The sequence below is a fragment of the Arsenicicoccus cauae genome, from assembly GCF_009707125.1.
Taxonomy (GTDB): domain Bacteria; phylum Actinomycetota; class Actinomycetes; order Actinomycetales; family Dermatophilaceae; genus Arsenicicoccus; species Arsenicicoccus cauae.
In genome coordinates this window covers 54,446-77,716 of record NZ_WLVL01000039.1, presented here as the reverse complement: position 1 = coordinate 77,716, position 23,271 = coordinate 54,446, and the positions used below count along the sequence as shown (strand labels likewise).

Genomic DNA, 23,271 nt, shown 5'->3' with positions numbered 1-23,271 from the left:
TGCCTAGGCGTCGAGGTCGACGATGACGGGGGCATGGTCGCTGGCGCCCTTGCCCTTGCGCTCCTCGCGGTCGATGGAGGCGCCGGTGACGCGCCGCGCCAGCGCAGGGCTGGCCAGGCAGAAGTCGATGCGCATGCCCTGCTTCTTGGGGAAGCGCAGCTGGGTGTAGTCCCAGTAGGTGTAGGTGCGGGGCTCGGAGGTGTACGGCCGGACCACGTCGGCGAAGCCCGCGTCCACCACGGCCGCAAAGGCATCACGCTCCGGCCTCGAGACGTGCGTCTTGCCCTCGAAGAAGGCCATGTCCCAGACGTCCTCGTCCTGCGGGGCGACGTTCCAGTCACCCATGAGCGCGACCTGGGCCGCCGGGTCCTCGGCCAGCCAGCGCTCGCCGTCCGCCCGGAGCCGGGCGAGCCAGTCGAGCTTGTAGGCGTAGTGGGCGTGCCCGACCTCGCGCCCGTTGGGGACGTAGAGCGACCAGACGCGGACCCCGTCGCAGGTCGCCCCGAGCGCGCGTGCCTCGGCGACCGCGTCCGGCTCCCCGTAGGTCGGCATCTGCTCGAAGCCGACCTGCACGTCGGCGAGCCCGACGCGGGAGGCGATGGCGACGCCGTTCCACTGGTTGAGGCCGTGGTGGGCCACCTCATAGCCCCCCTGCTCGAACGGCAGCATCGGGAACTGCGCGTCCTTGCACTTGGTCTCCTGCATGGCCAGCACGTCCACGTCGTGGCGCTCGAGGAAGGCGACGACGCGGTCGACGCGGGTCCGGATGCTGTTGACGTTCCAGGTTGCGATGCGCACCTCGCCAACCTACCGGAGCCGTCGGACCGAGCCCCTACGCTGTCGTCCATGGCAACCGCACTCGTCACCGGCGCGTCCGCCGGCATCGGCCTGGCCTTCGTCCGTGAGCTGGCCTGCCGCGGCCACGACCTCGTCCTGGTGGCCCGCAACCATGACCGGCTGCAGGAGGTCGCCGACGACCTGCGCGACCTGCACGGGACGCGCTGCGAGGTGCTGGTCGCCGACGTCGCCGAGCGCGACCAGCTGCAGCGTGTGGCCGATCGCGTCGCCGACCGGGAGCGTCCCGTGGACCTCGTGGTCAACAACGCCGGCTACGGCCTGCGGACCGACTTCCTGCGCACCCCGATCGACCAAGAGGAGCACCATCTCATGATCCACACCCGCGCGGTACTCGTCGTGTCGCAGGCGGCGGCGCTGGCGATGCGCGAGCGGGGGCGCGGGGCGATCGTCAACGTCTCGTCGGTGGCGTCGTTCGTGCAGATGGGGACCTACTCCGCCGCCAAGGCGTGGTGCACGACGTTCACCGAGGGTCTCGCCAACGAGCTGCAGGGCACGGGGGTCACCGCCACGGCGCTCTGCCCGGGCTTCACCCGCACGGAGTTCCACCAGCGGGCCGCCATGAGCATGTCGCACCTGCCCGACGTCGCGTGGCTCGACGCCGACCGGCTCGTGCAGGACTGCCTGGACGACGTCGCACGAGGTCGTGCGGTGAGCGTGCCCGGCGGCGTCTACAAGACGCTCGTGGGCCTCGTCCAGGTGGCGCCGCGAGGCCTCGTCCGGCGCGTGAGCGGGGGCCTCGCCTCGGGGCGGCGCACCGCCCGCTGAGGGCGCTGCCCGCGAGCCGCAACTACGCTGGGGCCCCATGAACCCCGCGCCCACGAACCCCGCCGACGCCCGCGCCCGCCTGCTCGAGATCATCAAGGACAAGGCCGTCGTGCACGGCCGCGTCACCCTCTCCTCCGGCACGGAGGCCGACTACTACGTCGACCTGCGGCGCATCACCCTCGACGGCGAGGCGGCCCCGCTGGTCGGGATCGTGATGCGGGACCTCACCAGGGACCTCGCGTATGACGCGGTGGGTGGTCTCACGCTCGGGGCCGACCCCGTCGCCACGTCGATGCTGCACGCCTCGGCCGCTGCGGGCGAGCGTCTCGACGCGTTCGTCGTCCGCAAGGCCGGCAAGGCGCACGGCCTGCAGCAGCGCATCGAGGGACCGTCCGTCCGGGGCCGCCGGGTGCTGGTGGTCGAGGACACCACGACCACCGGCGGGTCGCCGCTCGACGCCGTGGCCGCCGCCCGCGAGGACGGCGCCGAGGTCGTCGCGGTCGCCACGATCGCCGACCGGGCGACGGGCGCCGGGGAGCGCATCCAGGACGAGGCGGGCGTGCCCTACCTCCACGTCTACTCCCTCGAGGAGCTCGGCCTGGCCTGACCGGTCCGGCAGCACGCCCGCCGCCCGCCCCGAGGGAACGTCCGGGGCGGGCGGGTCGTCATACGGGCAACCGCCGTGACCGTCCGACTAGGCTGGTCACGATCTCAGTCCCGCTCTGGAGGGAGCCGACGTGACACCCGTCCTCATCACGCTGATCGTCCTGCTCGTCATCATCGCCCTGATCGTCATGTGGCTCGTCGGCATGCACAACAGCCTCATCGGGCTGCGCAACCGCACGCAGGAGTCCTGGCGGCAGATCGACGTCGAGCTCAAGCGGCGGCACGACCTGATCCCCAACCTCGTCGAGACCGTCAAGGGCTTCGCGACGCACGAGCGCGGCACGCTCGACGACGTGATGCGGGCGCGGTCCGCGGCCGTCAGCGCCGGCGGCAGCCCCGCTGAGACCGCCGCCGCCGAGCAGCAGCTCACCGGCGCCGTGGGGCGCCTGATGGCCGTCGCCGAGGCCTACCCGCAGCTCCAGGCCAACTCGAGCTTCCTGGCCCTGCAGCAGGAGCTCGCCTCCACCGAGGACCGCATCGCGTCCGGTCGCCGCTACTACAACGCGACGGTGCGCGAGCTCAACACCAAGGTCGAGTCCTTCCCGAGCAACATGATCGCCAAGCAGTTCGGGATCCACCAGGAGCAGTACTTCGAGGCCGAGGCGCAGGCCCGCAGCACCCCACAGGTCAACTTCGACACGGGGTCGCCGCGCACCTACGAGTCCGCTCCCGAGCCCCAGCAGGGCGGCCCCTCGCAAGGGGCGACCCCCGTCGCCCCGGCCCAGCCCGCCACCCCGGCTCCTGCCCCCGGCCAGGCCGGCTCCGGCCAGCCGGGTCTCGGCCAGCCCGGCACCGCGGAGGGCGCGCACGCCCCGGCCGGCGGCCTGCCCCCCGGTGCCGCCGACAACGCCCAGGGCGCCGGTCGCCAGGGCGGCGTCGCCGACGTCAACCCGCACCAGGAGGGCGGCGCGCTGAGCTGGCCGTCCACCCAGCCGGACAAGCCCCAGCAGTAGGCGACGGCAACAGGTCCCCAGCACGCAGGACGCCCACCCCGATCCTCGGGGTGGGCGTCCTGCGTGGTGCTCAGCTGCTGCGGTGCTGAGCCGGGCGGCGAGACTCAGGCCTCGTGGTGGGTGCTGCCCGCGCCGGGGGTGGGGTCGACGGTGGCGCGGGCTCGGCGGCGCCGGTGCATCCACCACTCGAAGACCATGGGGAGCATCGAGATGGCGACGATCAGCAGGATCGCGGCCTCGAGGTTGTCGTGCACCGCGGGGATGGCGCCGAGGAAGTAGCCGAGCAGGGTCACACCGCACGCCCACAGCACCGCGCCCACGGCCGACCAGGTGAAGAACCGGCGGCGGTCCATCTGGCCCACGCCCGCCACGACGGTGATGAAGGTCCGCACGATCGGCACGAACCGGCCGATCACCAGCGCCTTGTTGCCGTACTGGTCGAAGAAGGCGATGGTCTGGTCGAAGTACTTCTTCTTGAGCAGACGCCCGTCCCGGTGGTAGAGCGGGGTGCCGATGGCCCGACCGATCTCGTAGCCCACGACGTTGCCCGCGAACGCCGCGACCGACAGCAGCAGCAGGGCCAGGCCGAGGCTGATGTCCACGTCGCCGCGCTTGATGAACATGCCGATGGCGAAGAGCAGCGAGTCACCCGGCAGGATCGGGAACAGCAGGCCGCACTCGACGAAGACGATCGCCATGGACAGCCAGAAGAAGGCGTTGCCGTAGTGGTCGAGCAGGTACTGCGGGTCCATCCAGCTCAGGGAGGACATCAGGTGGGGGGTGATCACGCCGACCAGGGTACGGGGGATTCCTGTCCACCCGCTGTCGCACCGCTGAGGCGGTGGCGGGCGGTGGTGCAGGACCCACCTCGTATGCCGGTAGCCTGCCGCGCGTGGGCGAGCAGGCATCCGGCGGAGGAGCCGCGACGACGGGGGAGGTCCCTGGCGCGACGGTCGGTGTCGGGCCGTGGCCGGGGCCGTGGCCCACTCGGGCGGACGGGTCGCCGGACCCGCGCTACGACCCGACCCTGCTGCGGGATGGTGACCGCCGCAACGTCGAGGACCGGTTCCGCTACCTGACGATGGAGGCGATCGTGGCCGCGCTCGACGAGACGCGGCACGAGCTCCACGTCGCCGTCGAGAACTGGGAGCACGACCTCAACATCGGGTCAGTGATCCGCACGGCCAATGCGTTCAACGTCGCGGCCTTCCACGTGGTGGGCCGCCGCCGCTGGAACCGCCGCGGGGCGATGGTCACCGACCGCTACCAGCACGAGATCCACCACCCCGACGTGGCGGACCTGGTGGGCTGGTGCCGCGCGCAGGAGGGTGACGAGGTGCCGGGCGGGCGCCCCGGCATACGGCCGGGGGCGGGTCCGGGGCAGGGCGGAGGTATGCCGCTGATCGCGGTGGACAACGTGCCGGGGAGCGTGCCGCTGGAGACCTTCGAGCTGCCGCGGCGGTGCGTGCTGGCGTTCGGCCAGGAGGGGCCGGGGCTCACGCGCGAGCTGCTGGACGCGGCGGACTCGGTCGTGCACATCACGCAGTTCGGGTCGACGCGGTCGATCAACGCCGGGGCCGCGGCCGCGATCGCGATGCACGCGTGGGTCCGGCGGCACGCGTTCGGACCTACCGGGGGTAGGGGCATCAGCCTGGCGGACGAAGGCCGGTCGATGTGACTGCCGGGGGTAGGGGCATCAGCCTGGGGGACGAAGGCCGGTTGATGTGACTACCTGGGGTAGGTACGGATACCCATGTGCGAGCCCGCGGGGCGCTCCTAGCCTGGTCGTGCGCGATGCACCAGGGGGGGAGGTGCATCGCGCACCATCGTCCCGGCCCTCGCCGGCGTCCAGCCCGTGGCCTTTCGCGCCCACCAGCTGGACCCCTGCGGGGGCCGGTCGCCGTCCTGGGCCTGGTGATGGAAGGATGGGAACGTGCCTCCGGCCGTGCGCCGGTCACCGACAGCCCAACCGAAGGAGAACTCGCACATGCCCATCGCAACCCCTGAGGTCTACCGCGACATGCTCGACCGCGCGAAGGCTGGCTCCTTCGCGTACCCGGCCATCAACGTCACCTCCTCCCAGACCGCGACGGCCGCGATCCGCGGTTTCGCCGAGGCTGGCAGCGACGGCATCATCCAGGTGTCGACCGGCGGCGCGGAGTACCTCTCCGGCTCGACCATCAAGGACATGGTGACCGGGTCCCTGGCCCTGGCCGCGTACGCCACCGAGGTCGCCAAGAACTACGACGTCAACATCGCCCTGCACACCGACCACTGCCCCGAGAACAAGCTGGACGGGTTCGTCCGGCCGCTCCTCGAGGCGTCCAGGGCCAACTACGACAAGTACGGCGTCCCGATCTTCCAGTCCCACATGTGGGACGGCTCGGCGGTGCCGCTCGACCGCAACCTCGAGATCGCCCAGGAGCTGCTGGAGATCTGCAACAAGCTCGACGTGGTCCTTGAGGTCGAGATCGGTGTCGTCGGCGGCGAGGAGGACGGTGTCGCCAACGAGATCAACGAGCAGCTGTACACCACCACCGACGACGCGCTGAAGACTGTCGAGGCCCTCGGCCTCGGCGACAAGGGCCGCTACATGGCCGCCCTCACCTTCGGCAACGTGCACGGCGTCTACAAGCCCGGCAACGTCAAGCTGCGCCCCGAGATCCTCAAGCAGTGCCAGGACGCGATCGTCGCCAAGTACGGCAGCGACAAGGGCGACAAGCCGCTCGACCTCGTCTTCCACGGCGGCTCGGGCTCGCTGCCGCAGGAGATCTCCGACGCGGTCGACTACGGCGTCATCAAGATGAACGTCGACACCGACACGCAGTACGCCTTCACCCGCCCGGTCGCCGACTGGATGCTCAAGAACTACGACGGCGTCCTCAAGATCGACGGCGAGGTCGGCAACAAGAAGCAGTACGACCCTCGTGCGTGGGGCAAGGAGGCGGAGGCCGGCATGGCCCGCCGCGTCGTCGAGGCCTGCGAGAACCTCCGTTCCGCCGGCACCCACCAGTGAGTCGAGGACGACATGACTGAGCGCCCCAACCTGCTGGGGCCCGAGCCGACGCGGCTGCCGGTGGACCCGGCGGCCGCGTCGCTCGCGTCCGGGCAGGACGCCACGGCCGTCGCGGCGGCCAACCCCACCTCGTCGCTGGCCTGGGCCACCCTCGCCGAGTCCGCGCTGCAGGGCGGCCGCCCGGTCGAGGCCTATGCCTATGCCCGCACGGGATACCACCGCGGGCTCGACGCGTTGCGGCGCGCCGGGTGGCGTGGCCAGGGCGAGGTGCCCTGGGAGCACGAGCCCAACCGCGGATTCCTCTGTGCCGTCGCGGCGCTCGCCTACGCGGCCGACGCCATCGGTGAGGAGGACGAGCGGGAGCGCTGCGCCCAGCTGCTGCGCGACTCCTCCATGGAGGCCGCCCGTCAGATGGGCCTGGTCCCGCCGGCCTGACCGGCCCCGCCCGGCGGGGGGTCGCCATGCCCGACCCTCCCCGGACATGGGTGGTGCCGGGGCATCCCCTGCCCCGGCACCCGTTTCCCCCTGTGAGGCTGGCGCCGCCATCAAGCGCGTGGCCTCGTTCGGCGGACGAGAGCGATGTGGTGCTCAGTCACATCGCATGTTCCTCGTTCGCGTTGTCCCCAGTATGTCGCAACGGAACGTGCCCGGGTGTCGCTTTTTGGCCAATGGCACTAACCTGCCAGGGATGATCTGTAACACCCCCTCTGAGCAGGTGCGATGACCTCTTTCCTCAGCTCCTTGGACATCGACCGCGATGCCGAGCGACTCTACCGGCGGGTGCTCCGCAGCGCCCCCGTCAGCGTTGACGAGCTCGCCGCCAGGCTCGGCTGGTCGGAGGACGCGGTGCGCTCGGCCGCGGTGCACCTGATCGACCGAGGCCTGGTCAGCGAGAACCCCGACGGGACCCTGGACGCCGACGACCCGCGGGCGGCGATCGGCAGGCTGGTGGAGTCCGGGCTGCATGACGTGCGCCGACGCCAGGGCAACCTCGAGCGCACCCGCAACGCCATCGCTCACTTCGCGGTCGACCACGCCGGCGTGCGGGCGGGGGTGCGCCGCCCCACCTGGGAGGTCGTGCCGTCGGACCTCATGACGGGGGTCGTGCTGGAGGGCATCCAGACCACCTCGGGCGTGATCCGGTCCTCCGCCATCAGCGCCGAGTGGAGCCCGGACGGCATCGAGCAGGTCCTCGACCTGTCGCGGCGCACGATCGAGTCCGGCCGGTCGATGCGCTCGCTGTACCCCATGGCCGCCATCGCGTCGGCCTCCTCCCGGATGTGGATGGCTCGGTTCGCCAAGGTGGGGGAGGAGCAACGCCTGGTGCGCGAGCCCCTCAGCGAGTTCGTCGTCTTCGGCGATGACCTGGTGCTCGCCACCACGGACTGGGGCAGTCTCGAGGCCGACTACGTCAAGGTGCGCGACCCCATGCTGGTCGCGGCCTTCCAGCGGCTCTTCGACCTGGCCTGGGAGGCGGGGCAACCCCCGCCGGACGCTGCGGCCGACGACGGGGACACGCGCCGGCTGCTGACCCTGCTCGCGGCCGGGCACAAGGACGAGGTGATCGCCCGCCACCTGGGGGTCTCGCTGCGGACCGTGCGCCGGCGGGTGGCGCTGCTCATGGACGAGGCGGGCGTCGAGACGCGGTTCCAGCTGGGCATGGCGGTGGCCCGGCGTGCGGCCGGCAGCGGCGGCATACCGGGTCGGCAGCGCCCCTGATCAGGCCCGTCCCGTAAACTCGGGGGGCACGGGCGCCTGTCTCGTGCGCACTGACGCAGGGAAGGGCGAATATCTGACATGCCAGGCATCGTGCTGGTCGGGGCGCAGTGGGGCGACGAGGGCAAGGGCAAGGCGACGGACCTGCTCGGCCCCGACATCGACTACGTCGTGAAGTTCAACGGCGGCAACAACGCCGGCCACACGGTGGTGATCGACGGCGAGAAGTACGCCCTGCACCTGCTGCCCTCCGGCATCCTCACCCCCGGGGTCACGCCGGTCATCGGCAACGGCGTGGTCGTGGACCTGTCGGTGCTCATGGAGGAGCTCGACGGTCTCGACGCCCGCGGCATCGACACCTCCCGGCTGCGGATCAGCGCCAACGCCCACGTCATCGCGTCCTACAACACGACGATGGACAAGGTCGGCGAGCGCTTCCTCGGCAAGCGCAAGATCGGCACGACCGGCCGCGGCATCGGCCCCACCTACGCCGACAAGATGAACCGCGTGGGCATCCGCGTCCAGGACCTCTTCGACGAGTCGATCCTGCGGCAGAAGGTCGAGGCCGCCCTGGTCTCCAAGAACCAGGTCCTCACCAAGCTCTACAACCGCCGGGCCATCGAGGCCGAGGAGGTCGTGCAGGAGCTCCTGTCGTATGTCGACCGCCTGCGTCCCATGGTCGCGGACACGTCGCTGGAGATCTCCGAGGCGCTCGACGCCGGCAAGGTCGTGCTGTGCGAGGCGGGGCAGGCGACGCTGCTCGACGTCGACCACGGGACCTATCCCTACGTCACGTCCTCCAACGCCACGGCGGGTGGGGCGTGCACCGGCGCCGGGATCCCGCCCACCCGCGTCGACCGGGTCATCGCGATCCTCAAGGCGTTCACCACGCGCGTGGGGGAGGGGCCCTTCCCGACCGAGCTGCACGACGAGGTGGGGGACCGGCTGCGCGAGATCGGCCACGAGTTCGGGACGACGACGGGCCGCCCGCGGCGCATCGGCTGGCTGGACGTGGTGATCGGCCGCTACGCGACGCGCATCAACGGGGTCACGGACTTCGTCATCACCAAGCTCGACAACCTCGACACCTTCGAGCAGATCCCGGTCTGCGTGGCCTACGAGATCAACGGCGAGCGGGTCGAGGAGATGCCGGTGTCGCAGAGCGACTTCCACCACGCCACGCCGGTCTACGAGGTGCTACCGGGCTGGCAGGAGGACATCACCGGCTGCCGCACCTTCGACGAGCTGCCCGACAACGCCCGCCGCTACGTCGAGTTCGTCGAGCAGCAGATCGGCGCGCGGGTCTCGGTGATCGGCGTCGGGCCGGGCCGCGACGAGGTGATCGTGCGGCACGACATGCTCGGCCGCGACTGACGGCACGGCGCCTCAGCCGTCGGCGTGCTCGCGCTCGCGGATCCGCTCGTGGTGGTGGATCACCTCGTCGATGACGAAGCGCAGGAACTTCTCGCTGAACTCGGGGTCGAGCTGGGCGGCCTCGGCGAGGCGCCGGAGCCGGGCGATCTGCCGCTCCTCGCGCTGCGGGTCGGCCGGGGGCAGCTCGGCGGTGGCCTTGTACTCCCCGACCTTCTGCGTGACCTTGAACCGCTCGGCCAGCATGTGGATCAGGGCGGCGTCGATGTTGTCGATGCTCTGGCGGTAGGCCGCCAGGACCGGGTCGTCGCCGGCGGCCTCGGTCGACCGGTGGTCCTGCTCGCTCATGGGGCCCGAGTCTGTCCTGTCCCCTCGCGAGCGGGTAGGTCCGTCTCAGCGTGTGTCGGGTCGGCGTGCGTCAGGACGGACCACCGTCATGCGGTGGGCTGCGCGCGTCAGCACGACATACAGGGTCCGTATGCCGCCGGCGGTCTCGGCCACGATCGCGTCCGGGTCGACGACCACCGTCGCGTCGTACTCCAGGCCCTTGGTGGACAGCGGGTCGATGGCGACCACCCGGTCGCCGAGCGGCCCCAGGGCCGGACGCAGCGCGTCCCAGGACGCCGGCAGGATGACGGTCACCAGGCCGTCGACCTCGTGCAGCAGCTCGCGGGCCGCCGCGACGACGCGCTCGGCGAGCTCGGCGCGGGGGACGGTCAGGTCCAGGGGGTCGACGCCGGTCTCGCGGACGGCCTGCGGGATGTCGGCGTCGGGCACCGCCGCCCGGATGACGCGCGAGGCGTAGTCGAAGATCTCGGCGGCGTTGCGGTAGTTGGTCGTCATGTGGAAGCGCGCGGGCTCCTTGCCGCCCCAGGCCTCGTCGCGGGCGGCGGCCGCCTCGACCGGGTCCGGCCAGGAGGCCTGGGCCGCGTCGCCGACCACGGTCCAGGACCCCCACCGGCCGCGTCGGCCGAGGGAGCGCCACTGCATGGGCGAGACGTCCTGGGCCTCGTCGACGAGGACGTGGGCGTACTCGTCGACCTCGCCGATCCGCCCGGCCAGCAGGCGCTCTCGGGCCGTGGCGGGGGTGAGCTCGGCGCGCGGCTCGACGGCGGCGAGGCGCTGCCGACCGACGGTGACCTCCTGGACGCCGTGCCGCTCGGTCGCGTCCAGCTCCTCGATCTCGTAGAAGCCGCGCTCCTCCTGCTCGAGCTCGACGGGCGGCCCGAGCCGGGCCGCCAGGTCGTCGACCAGCGCGACGTCGGCGACCGACCAGGTGCCGGTCCGCAGGGCGACCTCGAGGGAGGCGACGACCTCGGCCTGCTCGGCGTCCGAGAGGATGCCCCGCGCGTGCCGGGCGAGGACCTCGGGGTCGGCGAGCCACAGCAGCACCTCGCGGGGGTCGAGCGGCCGCCACCACTCGCGCAGGAAGGCGTCGACCTCGAGGTGGTCGTCGTAGGCGTCGAAGAACTCCTCGCGGTCCCCGCCGTGCACGGTGCCCCAGGCGGCCTCGCCGAGCGCCTCCCCGGCGGCGTCCCAGGAGCCGTTGCGGCGCTGGCGGCGCAGGACCTGGCGGCGGACGCGGTCGAGCGCGCCGGCGTCGAGACGCACCGGGTGACCGGCGATCATGGCACGAAACTCCGTGGGCGCCAACGGGTCTCGTCCGCGGACCGCGCGGGACAGGACCGAGCGCATGCGCATCGACCCCTTGACGGCCGCCGCGGCGGGTGCGTCGACCCGGTCGGTCGAGATGCCGTCGACGAGGTCGCCGAGGGCCCGCAGCGACACCGAGTCCTCGCCCAGCGAGGGCAGCACCCGCTCGATGTAGGCCGTGTAGGCGGCGCTCGGCCCCACCACGAGCACCCCGCCGCTCTCGAAGCGACGACGGTCGGAGTAGAGGAGGTAGGCCGCGCGGTGCAGCGCGACGACGGTCTTGCCGGTGCCGGGACCGCCCGTGATCTCGGTGACGCCCGAGGCCTTGGCGCGGATCGCCTCGTCCTGGTGCTGCTGGATGGTCGCGACGATGTCCCGCATGCGGGCCCCGCGCGAGCGGGTGAGGGCGGCCATGAGCGCGCCGTCACCGATCACGACGATGTCCTCGGGCGCCTCGGGGACCAACAGGTCGTCCTCCACGCCGACGACCCGCGGTCCGCGGCACCGCAGCACCCGACGGCGCAGGACGTCGAGGGGCTCGACAGGGGTGGAGCGGTAGAAGGGGGCGGCGGCCGGCGCGCGCCAGTCGATGACGAGCGGCTCGTAGTCCTCGTCCCGCACGCCCAGCCGACCGACGTATCGCACCTCGCGCCCCTCCCCGGGGCCCGGCGGGTGGTCGAGGTCGAGCCGGCCGAAGACCAGGCCCTCGTGCTGGCTGTCCAGGGAGGCCCGGCGGCGAGCCGCGTTGAACATCAGGGCGTCCCGCTCGAAGAGCGCGGACGCCTCCTCGTCGCGGACGTCCCCGACGCGGTCGGTGCGGCCCCGGCTCAGGCCCTCGGCCTCCAGCAGGCGGGCGCGCACGGACGCCCGCTCGAGCTCGGCGTAGACGCGGTCCACGTGCTCCTGCTCGATGGCCAGCTCGGCACGCAGGGCGTCCTCCGCCGCGGTGGCGGGGGTCTGCTCGGCATCCGTCACGTGTGCTCTCACCTGCTGGTCTCGCGTCGGGGCGGGTCGCGGGGCGCGACCACGCAACCATCCACTCTAGTCGCGTCGACCAGCGCGTGCGCGGCACTCGCGCCACCTGGGGGAGGCGGACGGAGGACCTACTAGGGTTGGGCGCGTGAAGGTACTCGTCATCGGCACCGGTGCCCGTGAGCACGCCATCGTCCACGCGCTGACCCGGGACCCCACCGTCGAGGCGGTCGTCGCCGCGCCCGGCAACCCGGGCATCGACCAGGTGGCGCTGTGCCGCGACCTGCCCGGCGGCATCACCGACGGGGCCGCGATCGCCGACCTCGCCGAGGAGCTGGGTGCCGACCTGGTCGTGGTGGGGCCCGAGGCGCCGCTCGTGGCGGGGGTGGCGGACGTGGTGCGGGAGCGCGGCATCGCGTGCTTCGGACCCTCCGCCGAGGCGGCCCGGCTGGAGGGCTCCAAGGCCTTCGCCAAGGAGGTCATGGCGGCTGCGGGCGTCCCCACCGCGATGGCCCATGTGTGCAGCGCCGTCGACGAGGTGGCGGCTGCGATCGACGGTTTCGGGGCGCCCTACGTGGTCAAGGACGACGGGCTCGCGGCGGGCAAGGGCGTCGTGGTCACCGACGACCGGGCGGCCGCCCTCCAGCACGCGCAGGACTGCCTGGACAAGCCGGGCGGTCAGGTGCTCGTGGAGGAGTTCCTCGACGGCCCCGAGGTCTCGCTCTTCTGCCTCTGCGACGGCACGACCGTCGTCCCGCTCGCCCCGGCCCAGGACTTCAAGCGGGTGGGCGACGGCGACAGCGGCCCCAACACCGGTGGGATGGGCGCCTACTCGCCCCTCGCCTGGGCTCCCACCGGGCTGGTCGACGAGGTGCTCGCGCGGGTCGCGCAGCCGACGATCGACGAGATGGCGCGCCGGGGCACGCCCTTCGTCGGCGTGCTGTACGTCGGGCTGGCCCTCACCGCGCGCGGGCTGCGGGTCGTGGAGTTCAACGCCCGGTTCGGCGACCCCGAGACGCAGGTCGTGCTGGCCCGCCTGGACGCCCCCCTCGGCGCGCTGCTGCGGGCTGCCGCCATCGGGCAGCTCGACGAGCAGCCCGTCCTGCGCTGGCGCGACGAGCACGCCGTCACCGTCGTGATCGCCTCCGAGGGCTATCCGGCGGCGCCGGTCACCGGCGGCCCCATCAGCGGCGTCGAGGAGGTCGGCACCGGACCCGAGGCCTATGTCCTGCATGCCGGCACCCGCCTCGACGACGAGGGCCTGCTCGTCTCCGCCGGTGGCCGCGTGCTGTCCGTCGTGGCCCTCGGGGCCGACCTCGCGCAGGCCCGCAAGCGGGCGTACGCCGCCGTCGACCGGATCGACCTGCCCGGCTCGCACCACCGCACCGACATCGCCCTCGCCGCCCAGCGCGGCGAGGTCGTCGTCTGACACCCGCACGCCCGACCACCTGTCCGACCCCCACGAGAGGCCTGTTGTGGCACCCACGCTCGCGCTCCCCGGCTACACGCACGTCTACTCCGGCAAGGTGCGTGACCTCTACGCGCCGATCGACCCGGCCACGGGCGAGGCGCGCCCCGACCAGCTGCTGCTGGTGGCGAGCGACCGACTGTCGGCCTACGACCACGTGCTCGAGACGCCCATCCCCGACAAGGGTGCGGTCCTCACCCAGCTGAGCCTGTGGTGGTTCGACCAGCTTGCCGACCTCGTGCCCCACCACGTCGTCTCGACCGACGTGCCAGCCGCCGTGGCCGGGCGTGCGGTGTTGTGCGAGCGGCTCGAGATGCTCCCGGTGGAGTGCATCGGGCGCGCCTACCTCACGGGAGGCGGGCTCGACGACTACCGCAGCACCGGCGGCGTGTGCGGCGTCCCCCTCCCCGAGGGGCTGCAGGACGGGTCCGCCCTGCCCGAGCCGATCTTCACCCCCACGACCAAGGCGCCCGTCGGCGAGCACGACCTGCCCATGACGCTGGCCGAGGTCGAGGCCGAGATCGGCGCCGACCTCACGGCCCGCGTCAGCGACCTGACCCGGCGGATCCTGGCCCGGGGCAACGCGATCGCCGAGGACCGTGGCATCCTCATCGCCGACACCAAGGTCGAGTTCGGCGTGCGCCGCAGCGAGGGCGCCGAGCCCCAGCTGGTCCTCGCGGACGAGGTCCTCACCCCCGACTCCTCCCGGTTCTGGCCCGCCGCGACCTGGCAGCCGGGCGCCCGGCAGGAGTCCTACGACAAGCAGTACGTCCGCGACTGGCTCACCTCGACCGCGTCCGGCTGGGACAAGGACTCCGGCGACGCGCCGCCCCCGCTGCCGCAGGACGTCGTCGAGCGCACCCGCGCCAAGTACGTCGAGGCCTTCGAGGCCCTGACCGGCCGTCGATTCGCCTGACCGGCTCGCCTCGGAGCGGTATGCCGGGGGCGCCGGGACGGCATACGAGGCCGGTCGATATCCTGGGCGCACCCGTCCGCCGGACCCAGGAGGCTCTCGACATGGGACGCATCGTCGTCAACATCATGCCCACCGCCGACGCCCCGGACGCCGAGGGGCACGAGGCGCTGCCGCGGGCGGTTGAGCTGGGCTACGGCGAGTTCACGCGCATCCGTCAGGGCCGGCGCTTCGTCCTCAGCGCGCCCGGCGAGGTGACCGAGGAGCTGCTCGCCCGCGCCCGTGCCCTCGGTGACGCGCTCGCCCCCGAGCACCACGAGGTCGCCGGGGTCCACGCGGAGGGCGCGACCATCACGGTGGGGGACTACGACGACGACTGGGACGCCTACGACGCCGGGATCGGCGCCGTCGCCCCCATCCCCGAGGGTGCGGGGCGGCGCGAGGTGCGCCGCACGGCCCACCACGACGTCGACCTGGCCCGCGTCACGGACACCTCCAGCACCGGCGTCTACACCGGTGAGGACGACTGACCGGGAGCCGGTAGCCTAAAGGGCGCTCGACCGTCGCGCCCCGAGGAGCCCTCCATGTCGTCGCCCGCCCACGTCCTCTCCGTCGTCGAGGGGGGTCGGGCGCTCTCCGACTTCCGGGCAGCGGCGCTGCTGGACCGGGTCCGCGCAGTCGTGCCGCAGGTCACGGGGATCGACGCGCGCCACGTCCACTGGGTCGCGAGCGCGCAGGAGCTGACGCCGCAGGCGCGGGCCACCCTCGAGAGCCTGCTGACCTACGGCGAGCCGTGGACGGGGAGCAGCGACGGGACGCTGGTCGTCGTCGCGCCGCGGCTCGGCACCGTATCCCCCTGGGCGTCCAAGGCCACCGACATCGCGCACAGCTGCGGGCTGGACCTGCACCGCGTCGAGCGGGTCGTCGAGTACCTCCTGCACGGGCCCGCCCTCGACGACGAGCAGTGGGCCGCCGCGGCCGCGGTGCTGCACGACCGGATGACCGAGACTGTCCTGATGCGCCGCGAGGACGCCGCGCTGCTCGCGACCGAGCGCGAGGCCGAGCCGCTGGAGCACGTGGACGTGCTGGGGGCGGGGCGCGGTGCGCTCGAGGCTGCCAACCTCAGCCTCGGGCTCGCTCTGTCCGACGACGAGATCGACTACCTGGTCGAGGCGTTCACCGGTCTGGAGCGCAATCCCACCGACGTCGAGCTGATGATGTTCGCCCAGGCCAACTCCGAGCACTGCCGCCACAAGATCTTCAACGCCGACGTCGTCATCGACGGCGAGCCGCAGGCGCGGTCGATGTTCGCGATGATCCGGCACACCGAGCAGGTCAACGGCCAGGGCACCGTCATCGCCTACAAGGACAACGCGTCGGTGATGGAGGGTGGCCGCCGCACGCGCTGGATGCCGGAGCAGCAGGACGGGCTGGGGCGGTACGCAGCCTACGAGGACGAGGTCCACGTCCTGATGAAGGTCGAGACCCACAACCACCCCACCGCCATCTCCCCCTTCCCGGGGGCGGCGACCGGTGCGGGCGGCGAGATCCGCGACGAGGGCGCCACCGGGCGCGGGTCGGCGCCCAAGGCCGGGCTGTCCGGCTTCGCGGTCAGCAATCTGCACCTCCCGGGCACCTCCGAGCCGTGGGAGCAGTCGCCGTACGGCGCCCCCGGCCACCTCGCGAGCCCGCTGCAGATCATGGTGGAGGGGCCGATCGGGGCTGCGGCGTTCAACAACGAGTTCGGGCGGCCGGCGCTGGGCGGCTTCTTCCGCGTCTACGAGCAGACCGTCGACGGGGTCCGCCGCGGCTACCACAAGCCGATCATGAGCGCCGGTGGCCTCGGCACGATCTCGGCCTCGCAGACCGACAAGGTGACCTTTGCCCCGGGGACGCTGCTGGTGCAGCTCGGTGGCCCCGGGATGCGGATCGGCATGGGTGGCGGCGCGGCGTCCTCGCTGGCCGCCGGCGCCAACGCGGCCGAGCTCGACTTCGACTCCGTGCAGCGCGGCAACCCTGAGATCGAGCGGCGCGCGCAGGAGGTCATCACCCACTGCTGGGCGCTCGGCGAGGACAACCCGATCCTCGCCATCCACGACGTGGGCGCGGGCGGGCTGTCCAACGCCTTCCCGGAGCTCGTGGACGGCGCCGGGCTCGGTGCGCGGTTCGACCTCGCGGCGGTGCCGCTGGAGGAGACCGGCCTCGCGCCCAAGGAGATCTGGTGCAACGAGAGCCAGGAGCGCTACGTCTTGGCCATCGCGCCGTCGTCGCTCGGCCTGCTGGCGTCGCTCGCCGACCGAGAGCGCTGCCCCTGGGCGGTCGTGGGCGTCGCCACGGATGACGGGCAGCTGCGGCTCACCGACGACCGGCTTGGTGACGACGTCGCGCAGCCGCTCGAGGATCGGGCCATCGACCTGCCCATGGAGGTGCTGCTCGGCAAGCCCCCGCGCATGACCCGCGACGTCACCCGCGTCGCGCGACAGGGGGACTCCTTCGACGCGGCCGGTGTGGATCTGCGGCGGGCGGCATACGACGTCCTGCGCCACCCCTCCGTGGCGAGCAAGAGGTTCCTGATCACCATCGGCGACCGCACGGTCGGCGGCCTCACCCACCGCGACCAGATGGTCGGGCCCTGGCAGGTGCCGGTGGCCGACGTGGCGGTGACGCTCGGCGACCTCGTGGGCTTCGCGGGCGAGGCCATGGCAACGGGGGAGCGCATGCCGCTCGCCGCCGTCGACGCTCCCGCCTCGGGCCGTATGGCGGTGGCCGAGGCCATCACCAACCTGCTTGCCGCCCCGGTGGAGCTGTCGCGGGTCAAGCTGTCCTGCAACTGGATGGCCGCGTGCGGCGAGGAGGGCGAGGACGCCGCGCTCTACGACACCGTGTCCGCCGTCGCGATGGAGCTGTGCCCCGCGCTCGGGATCGGTGTGCCCGTCGGCAAGGACTCGCTGTCGATGCGGACCCGGTGGAGCTCGGGCCCGGAGGCCGGGGGCACCGACAAGCAGGTGACCTCGCCGGTCTCGCTGGTGGTGACCGCCTTCGCGTCCCTCGAGGACGTGCGCGGCACCCTCACGCCGCAGCTCGCCGGCGGTGGGTCGCTCGTCGTGCTCGTCGATCTCGGCGCCGGCCGTGACCGGCTCGGTGGCTCGATGCTCGCTCAGGTGCACGGCGCCTTCGGCCAGGAGGTGCCGGACCTCGACGACCCGGCGCGCCTCGTCTCGTTGGCGGCCGCGGTCGGAGCCCTGCGCTCGCGCGGCCTGGTCAGCGCCTACCACGACCGCTCGGACGGTGGCCTGTGGGCGGCGGCGTGCGAGATGGCCTTCGCCGGCGCGACGGGGCTCGAGCTCGCCGTCGACTCCGTCCCCGGCCTGTTCGCCGAGGAGCTCGGCGCCCTGTTCGAGTGCGCCGAGGACGACCTCGACGCCGTGCTGCGCGTGCTCGCCGACCACGGGCTCGCCGACCTGGTGTCGGTCGTCGCCCGCACCACCGACGACCGGCGCGTGCGCGTGCGGGTCGGCGAGGAGGACGTGCTCGACGAGGACCTGCGCGACCTGGCGCAGGTCTGGGACGAGGTGTCCTGGCGTATCGCCCGCCTGCGCGACAACCCCGGCTGCGCCGACGAGGAGCACGCGGCGTTCGGCGCGGAGGCGTCCGGTCTGGTGGTCGCCCCCACCTTCGACCCTGGCGAGGACGTGGCGGCGCCATACCTCTCGCGCGGAGCGCGACCCCGGCTCGCCGTGCTGCGCGAGCAGGGGGTCAACTCGCACGTCGAGACCTCGTTCGCGTTCGACCGCGCCGGGTTCGACACCTACGACGTGCACATGACCGACCTGCAGTCGGGGCGCGCGCACCTGTCCGACTTCGTGGGCCTGGTCGCGGCGGGCGGCTTCTCGTACGGCGACACCCTGGGTGCCGGTGCGGGCTGGGCGCGGTCGGTGCTGTTCGACCCGCGCCTGACCGACCAGTTCCGCGCGTTCTTCGAGCGGGGCGACACGATCGGGCTGGGCATCTGCAACGGCTGCCAGATGTTCGGCGAGCTGGCCGAGCTGATCCCCGGGGCGCAGGCCTGGCCCCGCTGGACGCGCAACCGCAGCGAGCAGTACGAAGCCCGCCTCTCGCAGGTCGAGGTGCTCGACAGCCCATCGATCTTCTTCGCCGGGATGGCCGGGTCCCGCCTGCCGATCGCGGTGGCGCACGGCGAGGGTCGCGCGGACTTCTCCCGGCACGGGTCGCCGACGGACGTGGTGCCGGCGATGCGCTACCTGGACGGGTCCGGCGCGCCGGCCGAGACCTACCCGGCCAACCCCAACGGGTCGCCCGGGGGGCTGACCGCCGTGACGACGCCGGACGGGCGGTTCACCGCGATGATGCCGCACCCCGAGCGGGTGCAGCGCAACATCCAGCTGTCGTGGACCGACGGCCCGGTCGACGAGCCGAGCCCCTGGCTGCGGATGTTCCGCAACGCCCGGAGCCACCTCGGCTGACCGCGAACCGGTATGGCGGACGGGCCGGTACGGGACCAACTCGCAGCCGCGGACCGTCGAGGCCATGCTGCGCCTGCTCGACGTGCGGTTCGTGCCGTTGCGGTGAGGTCGCCCCGAAGCCGTCAGCGCAGGCGCCAGCGTCCGAGGTCCGGAGGCCGCGGGGACGAGGCGGCGTCGGGGTCCGCGGCGGCGAGCGCGTCGGTGAGCGCACGCGCCGACCGGGCGCGGCGGGCCAGCTCGGCACCGGACCGCATGCCCGTGGGGAACGGTGACCGGGCCACGTGGCGGCGCAGCTCGACCAGGTCGAGGTCGGCGGTCGAGCCCGCCGCCACCAGCACCGAGTTGCCGAAGCGACGGCCCTTGAGCACGTCGTGCGTCGCCAGCACCGCCTGGGTGCTCAGCCCCGCCTCGACCGCCCCGGCCGCCACCGCCGCGACGTAGCGCCCCGCCGGCTCGTCGGCCAGGTTGAGCATCACCACCCCGTCCGGCCGCAGCACGCGCCGCACGTCGGCCAGGAACTCCACCGTGCCGAGCTCCGGGGGGACCCGGCCGTCGGCATACGCGTCCACGACCACGACGTCCGCGGAGCCGTCCCGCAGGGCCGCCACCCCGGAGCGGCCGTCCACGGGCCGCACCCTGATCCGGTGCCGCCGGGGCAGCGGCAGCTCGCGCCGCACGACCTCGGTCAGCTCGGCATCGGGCTCGAGGACGATCTGAGGCGACCCCGGCCGCGTCGCCTCGACGTAGCGCGCCAGCGACAGACCCGCCCCGCCGACGTGCGTCACGGCGAGCGGCCCAGGCGGCCCCGGCGACAGGGAGTCCAGGACGCACGCAAGGTGCTGGACGTACTCGAACGCCAGGACGGTCGGGTCGTCGAGGTCGACGAAGGACTGCGGGTGGCCGTCGCGCATCACCGTCGCGGCGCGCCCGGCGGCTCGCCCCTCGACCCAGTCGATCCGTATGCCGTTGTCGCTCACCGCTGCTCGCAGGTCGCCGTCACGGCGTGAGCATGACCTTGATCGCGCGGCGCTCGTCCATCGCGCGGTAGCCCTCGGCGACGTCGTCGAGCGGCAGCGTCAGGTCGAAGACCGCGCCCGGGGCGATCTGCCCGGCGAGCACGGAGGAGACGAGGTGGGGGAGGTAGCGCCGCACCGGGGCCATGCCGCCGGCCAGGGAGATGTTCTTGCGGAACATCCGCTCGACGGGGAGCTCGACGCCGTGCGGCACCCCGACGAAGCCCACGCGTCCGCCGGGACGCGCCGCGGCGAAGGCCTGCTCCATCGAGCCGCCGGTGCCGACGCACTCCAGGACGCTGTGGGCACCGAGGCCCCCGGTGAGCTCGCGCACCCGCTCCGCGCCCTCCTCGCCACGCTCCTCGACGACGTCGGTCGCCCCGAACTCCCGGGCGATGGCCTGCCGAGACGCGTGGCGGGACATGGCGATGATGCGCTCGGCGCCGAGCTCGCGGGCGGCCAGCACCCCGCACAGACCGACGGCGCCGTCGCCCACGACCACCGCCGTGTGGCCCTCGCGGACGTCGGCGGAGACCGCGGCGTGCCACCCGGTGGCCATGACGTCGGACAGCGTGAGCAGCGACGGCAGCAGGTCGTCGGACGGCATCTCGGGGGTGGCGACGAGGGTGCCGTCGGCGAGCGGGACGCGGAGGTACTCCGCCTGGCAGCCACCCACGGGCAGGCCGGCGCGGTCCTTGGCGCCGTAGAACCCACCGTGCAGGCAGGCGCTGTGCACCCCGGCCTGGCAGATCTCACAGGTGTTGTCGGAGTACGTGAACCCGCCGATGACGAACTGGCCGGGCGCGACGTTCTTGACCTCCTCGCCGACCTCCTCCACGACGCCGACGTACTCGTGACCGATCGGGTGGGGCTCGTCGGTGGGGTTCTCGCCGCGGTAGGGCCACAGGTCTGACCCGCAGATGCAGGACCGGACGACCCGGACCACGGCGTCGGTGGGGGTCAGGACCGATGGGGCGGGGGCCTCCTCGAGACGGATGTCACGGGCTGCATGGATCATCGTTGCGCGCATGCCACCATCGTGACATGCCGACCCGTCGCCGCATCCCCGCCGACCAGGGCGCCGAGGCGCTCGCCGCCTGGCAGGCCGATCCCGCAGCGCCGCGCCAGACGGTGGCCACGGCCGTGCGATACACGCTGGAGGAGCTCGGCGCGCGATACCCCGGGCGCTCCCTGGAGGTGCGCGTCCCGCCATACGGCGCGGTGCAGGCGGTCGAGGGTCCGGTGCACACCCGCGGCACCCCGCCGAGCACGGTCGAGACCGATGCGACCACCTGGCTGCAGCTGGCGACCGGGGCCCTGACCTGGACGGACGCCGTCTCGGGCGGCCGGGTCCGCGCGAGCGGCCAGCGCTCCGACCTCACCTCGCTGCTCCCGCTCGCGCCCGAGGAGCCCGTATGACGCCGCGCATCGGCCTGACCATCCTGCCCGAGCTGCGCTGGCGCGAGGCAGAGCCCCGCTGGCGGGCGGCCGAGGACCTGGGCTTCGACCACCTGTGGACCTACGACCACCTCACCTGGGGCGGCCTGCCGGACTCCCCGTGGTACGGCACGGTCTCGACCCTGACGGCCGCCGCCCTGGTCACCCGGTACGTCGGGATCGGCACCTTCGTGGCGTCCCCCAACTTCCGCCACCCCGCGGCGTTCGTGCGCGACGTGCAGGCGCTGCAGGACATGAGCGACGGCCGGCTGCTGCTCGGGCTCGGGACGGGCGGCGACCTGGACTCGCGCGTCCTCGGGGGGCCCGAGCTGAGCGTCCGTCAGCGGGTCGACCGGTTCGAGGAGTTCGCCCGCTTGCTCGACCGGCTGCTGCGCGAGGACCACGTGGACCACCACGGCACCTACTTCGCCTGCCGGGACGCCCGCACGCTCCCCGTGGCGGCCACGCGACCCACTGTCGTGATGGCGGCCAACGGGCCGCGCTCGCAGCGGCTCGCGGTCGCCCTCGGCGACGCCTGGGTGACGACGGGCACGCACGGCGACGACCGTGAGGCCTGGTGGCGCAGCCTGGCCGGGCTGTCGGCCCGGATGGACGACCTCGACCCGCCCGAGGGCTTCCGCCGCTACGTCCACGTCGACCCCACCTGCGGCTTCTCCCTGTCGTCCGCCGACCACTTCGAGGACGTGGTGGGGCGGGTGGCCGCGCTGGGCTTCACCGACGTGATCACCCACTGGCCCCGCCCGGACGGCCCCTACGCCGGGGACCCCGCCGTCCTCGAGGAGGTCGCGGCTCGCCTGCTGACGCCGCGGGGCGGGTCCGGCGGGCGCTGACGCGGTCCCCGTGCACGGGCGTTCACGGTCCGTCACGGTTCGACTAGGGTGGCCCGGAGGCGACCCGGACGGGCGCCGGGCTGGGGGAGGACGACCATGGCGACGTCGCGGTTCTGCTACGTCCTGATGTGCCACACCGACGCGGCGGCCATCGTGCGGCTGGTGCGTCGGGTCCACGAGCTGAGTCCCGAGGCGGCGATCGTGGTGCGCCACAGCGTGCCCGACCTCGTGGCTCCCGAGGCGATCGCGGCCTTCGGGGCCACCGTGCACCGCAGCGCGATCGACATCGTCTGGGGCGACTGGTCGATGACCCGGGCCGCCCTCGAGGTGCTCGACCACGCCCGGCGCACGGTCGAGGCGGACCACTACGTCCTGCTGTCCGGCCAGGACTACCCGATCCGCGGCCTCGCCGCCTGGGAGGACGAGGTCCGACGCTGCGGCGTGGACGCCCTGGTCGACGTCTACCCGCCGATGACGGACGACTGGTACTACCGCTGGTGGACGGTCGACCCGCCCCACGTGGGGCCGGTGCTGGCCCGCCGCGCCGTCAAGCTCGCGTGGCGCCTGGTGGCGCGCCGCTGCCGCCCCGCCGTCATGTTCTACCGCGGCCGACGCGACCCCCGCTGGATCCTCGGCGTGCGCCGTCCCGAGCTGCTGCGCGGCGAGGCGCCGGTCGTGGTCCTCAAGGGGAGCCTGTGGCTCACGCTGTCCGGGCGCGCCGTGGACAGCCTCCTGCGGCGCCATCGCGAGGACCGTCGCACGCTGGACTTCTTCCGGTCCGTGCGCATCCCCGACGAGTCCTACGTCCAGTCCCTGCTGCTGGCCGACGCGAGCCTGCGGATCATGGACTGCCCGACGACCTTCGCCCGGTTCCGCTACGACGAGTGGAGCCCCACCTGGGTCGACCTGGACGAGCTCGCCCTGGCGGCCCGGACGCCGGCCGCCTTCGTCCGCAAGCTGCCGGAGGGGGTCGACGCGGCGGTGCTCGCCGAGGCCGACCTCCTGGCGTCGCGCCCGGCCGACGCGGTGCCGCCGATCCAGGACGCCGTCCCGGGACAGGCCAAGCTGACCGGTGCCGAGGTGGCGCCAGGCGTGCCGTCGGTGGCGACCGGGCTGCCCGCCCCGCGCGGCTAGA

21 protein-coding genes are annotated in these 23,271 nt (G+C 73.1%); 15 read left to right on the top strand and 6 right to left on the bottom strand.

What is annotated here, in order from left to right:
* Positions 1–3: 3 nt before the first annotated feature.
* Positions 4–798 carry an exodeoxyribonuclease III gene (locus GGG17_RS10780; RefSeq protein ID WP_311966610.1) on the bottom strand — a complete coding sequence of 265 codons (795 nt, stop codon included), beginning with the start codon at positions 796–798 and terminating at the stop codon, positions 4–6.
* Positions 799–846: 48 nt separating this feature from the next.
* On the opposite strand from GGG17_RS10780, the gene GGG17_RS10775 reads away from it, so the two are divergent.
* From GGG17_RS10775 to GGG17_RS10765, 3 genes are all read left to right on the top strand, one after another.
* Positions 847–1,623, top strand: a complete 777-nt coding sequence (locus tag GGG17_RS10775; protein WP_154593726.1) for an SDR family NAD(P)-dependent oxidoreductase — start codon at positions 847–849, stop codon at positions 1,621–1,623.
* A gap of 37 nt (positions 1,624–1,660) precedes the next feature.
* Positions 1,661–2,230, top strand: coding sequence for an orotate phosphoribosyltransferase (gene pyrE, locus GGG17_RS10770; RefSeq protein WP_154593725.1), 570 nt, complete (start codon positions 1,661–1,663; stop codon positions 2,228–2,230).
* 130 nt (positions 2,231–2,360) lie between these two features.
* Positions 2,361–3,242, top strand: a complete 882-nt coding sequence (locus GGG17_RS10765; protein ID WP_311966609.1) for a LemA family protein — start codon at positions 2,361–2,363, stop codon at positions 3,240–3,242.
* A 104-nt stretch (positions 3,243–3,346) separates the two neighbouring features.
* Here the strand turns inward: GGG17_RS10765 and GGG17_RS10760 are convergent, their stop codons facing one another.
* Positions 3,347–4,012, bottom strand: a complete 666-nt coding sequence (locus tag GGG17_RS10760; protein ID WP_154593948.1) for a DedA family protein — start codon at positions 4,010–4,012, stop codon at positions 3,347–3,349.
* A gap of 122 nt (positions 4,013–4,134) precedes the next feature.
* Here GGG17_RS10760 and GGG17_RS10755 point away from each other — a divergent pair, with 122 nt between their 5' ends.
* From GGG17_RS10755 to GGG17_RS10735, 5 genes are all read left to right on the top strand, one after another.
* Positions 4,135–4,920, top strand: a complete 786-nt coding sequence (locus GGG17_RS10755; RefSeq protein ID WP_311966608.1) for a TrmH family RNA methyltransferase — start codon at positions 4,135–4,137, stop codon at positions 4,918–4,920.
* A 309-nt stretch (positions 4,921–5,229) separates the two neighbouring features.
* Positions 5,230–6,258, top strand: coding sequence for a class II fructose-bisphosphate aldolase (gene fbaA, locus GGG17_RS10750; RefSeq protein WP_154593724.1), 1,029 nt, complete (start codon positions 5,230–5,232; stop codon positions 6,256–6,258).
* Between the two features lie 12 nt (positions 6,259–6,270).
* The gene (locus tag GGG17_RS10745) at positions 6,271–6,693 is read left to right on the top strand and encodes a DUF3151 domain-containing protein (protein ID WP_154593723.1); all 423 of its coding nucleotides are present in this window, start codon (positions 6,271–6,273) and stop codon (positions 6,691–6,693) included.
* Between the two features lie 285 nt (positions 6,694–6,978).
* Positions 6,979–7,977, top strand: coding sequence for a helix-turn-helix domain-containing protein (locus tag GGG17_RS10740; RefSeq protein ID WP_154593722.1), 999 nt, complete (start codon positions 6,979–6,981; stop codon positions 7,975–7,977).
* 78 nt (positions 7,978–8,055) lie between these two features.
* Complete coding sequence (locus tag GGG17_RS10735) at positions 8,056–9,348, top strand: adenylosuccinate synthase (protein ID WP_154593721.1); 1,293 nt, start codon at positions 8,056–8,058, stop codon at positions 9,346–9,348.
* Between the two features lie 12 nt (positions 9,349–9,360).
* Here the strand turns inward: GGG17_RS10735 and GGG17_RS10730 are convergent, their stop codons facing one another.
* On the bottom strand, positions 9,361–9,693 hold the full coding sequence (locus GGG17_RS10730) for a chorismate mutase (protein ID WP_154593720.1): 333 nt from the start codon (positions 9,691–9,693) through the stop codon (positions 9,361–9,363).
* A 45-nt stretch (positions 9,694–9,738) separates the two neighbouring features.
* The gene (locus GGG17_RS10725) at positions 9,739–11,973 is read right to left on the bottom strand and encodes a HelD family protein (protein ID WP_311966607.1); all 2,235 of its coding nucleotides are present in this window, start codon (positions 11,971–11,973) and stop codon (positions 9,739–9,741) included.
* Positions 11,974–12,118: 145 nt separating this feature from the next.
* Here GGG17_RS10725 and purD point away from each other — a divergent pair, with 145 nt between their 5' ends.
* The 4 genes from purD to purL all read left to right on the top strand — a co-directional run bounded on the left by purD (position 12,119) and on the right by purL (position 18,835).
* Positions 12,119–13,399, top strand: coding sequence for a phosphoribosylamine--glycine ligase (gene purD, locus GGG17_RS16535; RefSeq protein ID WP_311966606.1), 1,281 nt, complete (start codon positions 12,119–12,121; stop codon positions 13,397–13,399).
* Positions 13,400–13,445: 46 nt separating this feature from the next.
* Positions 13,446–14,354, top strand: a complete 909-nt coding sequence (locus GGG17_RS10715; protein WP_311966605.1) for a phosphoribosylaminoimidazolesuccinocarboxamide synthase — start codon at positions 13,446–13,448, stop codon at positions 14,352–14,354.
* 101 nt (positions 14,355–14,455) lie between these two features.
* Positions 14,456–14,881, top strand: coding sequence for a hypothetical protein (locus GGG17_RS10710; protein WP_154593718.1), 426 nt, complete (start codon positions 14,456–14,458; stop codon positions 14,879–14,881).
* Positions 14,882–14,935: 54 nt separating this feature from the next.
* Complete coding sequence (gene purL / locus GGG17_RS10705; RefSeq protein WP_154593717.1) at positions 14,936–18,835, top strand: phosphoribosylformylglycinamidine synthase; 3,900 nt, start codon at positions 14,936–14,938, stop codon at positions 18,833–18,835.
* 122 nt (positions 18,836–18,957) lie between these two features.
* On the opposite strand, the gene GGG17_RS10700 is transcribed toward purL, so the two are convergent.
* Positions 18,958–19,812, bottom strand: a complete 855-nt coding sequence (locus GGG17_RS10700) for a spermidine synthase (RefSeq protein WP_311966604.1) — start codon at positions 19,810–19,812, stop codon at positions 18,958–18,960.
* Between the two features lie 19 nt (positions 19,813–19,831).
* Positions 19,832–20,878 (bottom strand): zinc-dependent alcohol dehydrogenase family protein, encoded by a 1,047-nt coding sequence (locus GGG17_RS10695; protein WP_154593716.1) that lies wholly within the window; start codon positions 20,876–20,878, stop codon positions 19,832–19,834.
* Positions 20,879–20,892: 14 nt separating this feature from the next.
* Here GGG17_RS10695 and GGG17_RS10690 point away from each other — a divergent pair, with 14 nt between their 5' ends.
* The 3 genes from GGG17_RS10690 (at position 20,893) to GGG17_RS10680 (ending at position 23,270) form a co-directional block, all read left to right on the top strand.
* A complete protein-coding gene (locus tag GGG17_RS10690) occupies positions 20,893–21,267 on the top strand; it encodes a sterol carrier family protein (protein ID WP_154593715.1) in 375 nt (124 codons plus the stop codon).
* Positions 21,264–22,136: an LLM class flavin-dependent oxidoreductase gene (locus GGG17_RS10685; RefSeq protein ID WP_154593714.1), complete on the top strand. Its 873-nt coding sequence runs from the start codon at positions 21,264–21,266 to the stop codon at positions 22,134–22,136. Before GGG17_RS10690 ends, GGG17_RS10685 begins: the two co-directional genes overlap by 4 nt.
* A gap of 96 nt (positions 22,137–22,232) precedes the next feature.
* On the top strand, positions 22,233–23,270 hold the full coding sequence (locus tag GGG17_RS10680; RefSeq protein WP_154593713.1) for a hypothetical protein: 1,038 nt from the start codon (positions 22,233–22,235) through the stop codon (positions 23,268–23,270).
* Position 23,271 lies beyond the last annotated feature (1 nt).

Excerpts from the sequence above, each read along its gene's own strand:
- GGG17_RS10680 (WP_154593713.1), top strand. The coding sequence starts at position 22,233 with ATGGCGACGTCGCGGTTCTGCTACGTCCTGATGTGCCACACCGACGCG.
- GGG17_RS10730 (WP_154593720.1), bottom strand. The coding sequence starts at position 9,693 with ATGAGCGAGCAGGACCACCGGTCGACCGAGGCCGCCGGCGACGACCCG.
- GGG17_RS10740 (WP_154593722.1), top strand. The coding sequence starts at position 6,979 with ATGACCTCTTTCCTCAGCTCCTTGGACATCGACCGCGATGCCGAGCGA.
- pyrE (WP_154593725.1), top strand. The coding sequence starts at position 1,661 with ATGAACCCCGCGCCCACGAACCCCGCCGACGCCCGCGCCCGCCTGCTC.
- GGG17_RS10775 (WP_154593726.1), top strand. The coding sequence starts at position 847 with ATGGCAACCGCACTCGTCACCGGCGCGTCCGCCGGCATCGGCCTGGCC.
- GGG17_RS10760 (WP_154593948.1), bottom strand. The coding sequence starts at position 4,012 with ATGTCCTCCCTGAGCTGGATGGACCCGCAGTACCTGCTCGACCACTAC.
- GGG17_RS10735 (WP_154593721.1), top strand. The coding sequence starts at position 8,056 with ATGCCAGGCATCGTGCTGGTCGGGGCGCAGTGGGGCGACGAGGGCAAG.
- fbaA (WP_154593724.1), top strand. The coding sequence starts at position 5,230 with ATGCCCATCGCAACCCCTGAGGTCTACCGCGACATGCTCGACCGCGCG.
- purL (WP_154593717.1), top strand. The coding sequence starts at position 14,936 with ATGTCGTCGCCCGCCCACGTCCTCTCCGTCGTCGAGGGGGGTCGGGCG.
- GGG17_RS10685 (WP_154593714.1), top strand. The coding sequence starts at position 21,264 with ATGACGCCGCGCATCGGCCTGACCATCCTGCCCGAGCTGCGCTGGCGC.
- GGG17_RS10745 (WP_154593723.1), top strand. The coding sequence starts at position 6,271 with ATGACTGAGCGCCCCAACCTGCTGGGGCCCGAGCCGACGCGGCTGCCG.
- GGG17_RS10710 (WP_154593718.1), top strand. The coding sequence starts at position 14,456 with ATGGGACGCATCGTCGTCAACATCATGCCCACCGCCGACGCCCCGGAC.
- GGG17_RS10690 (WP_154593715.1), top strand. The coding sequence starts at position 20,893 with ATGCCGACCCGTCGCCGCATCCCCGCCGACCAGGGCGCCGAGGCGCTC.
- GGG17_RS10695 (WP_154593716.1), bottom strand. The coding sequence starts at position 20,878 with ATGCGCGCAACGATGATCCATGCAGCCCGTGACATCCGTCTCGAGGAG.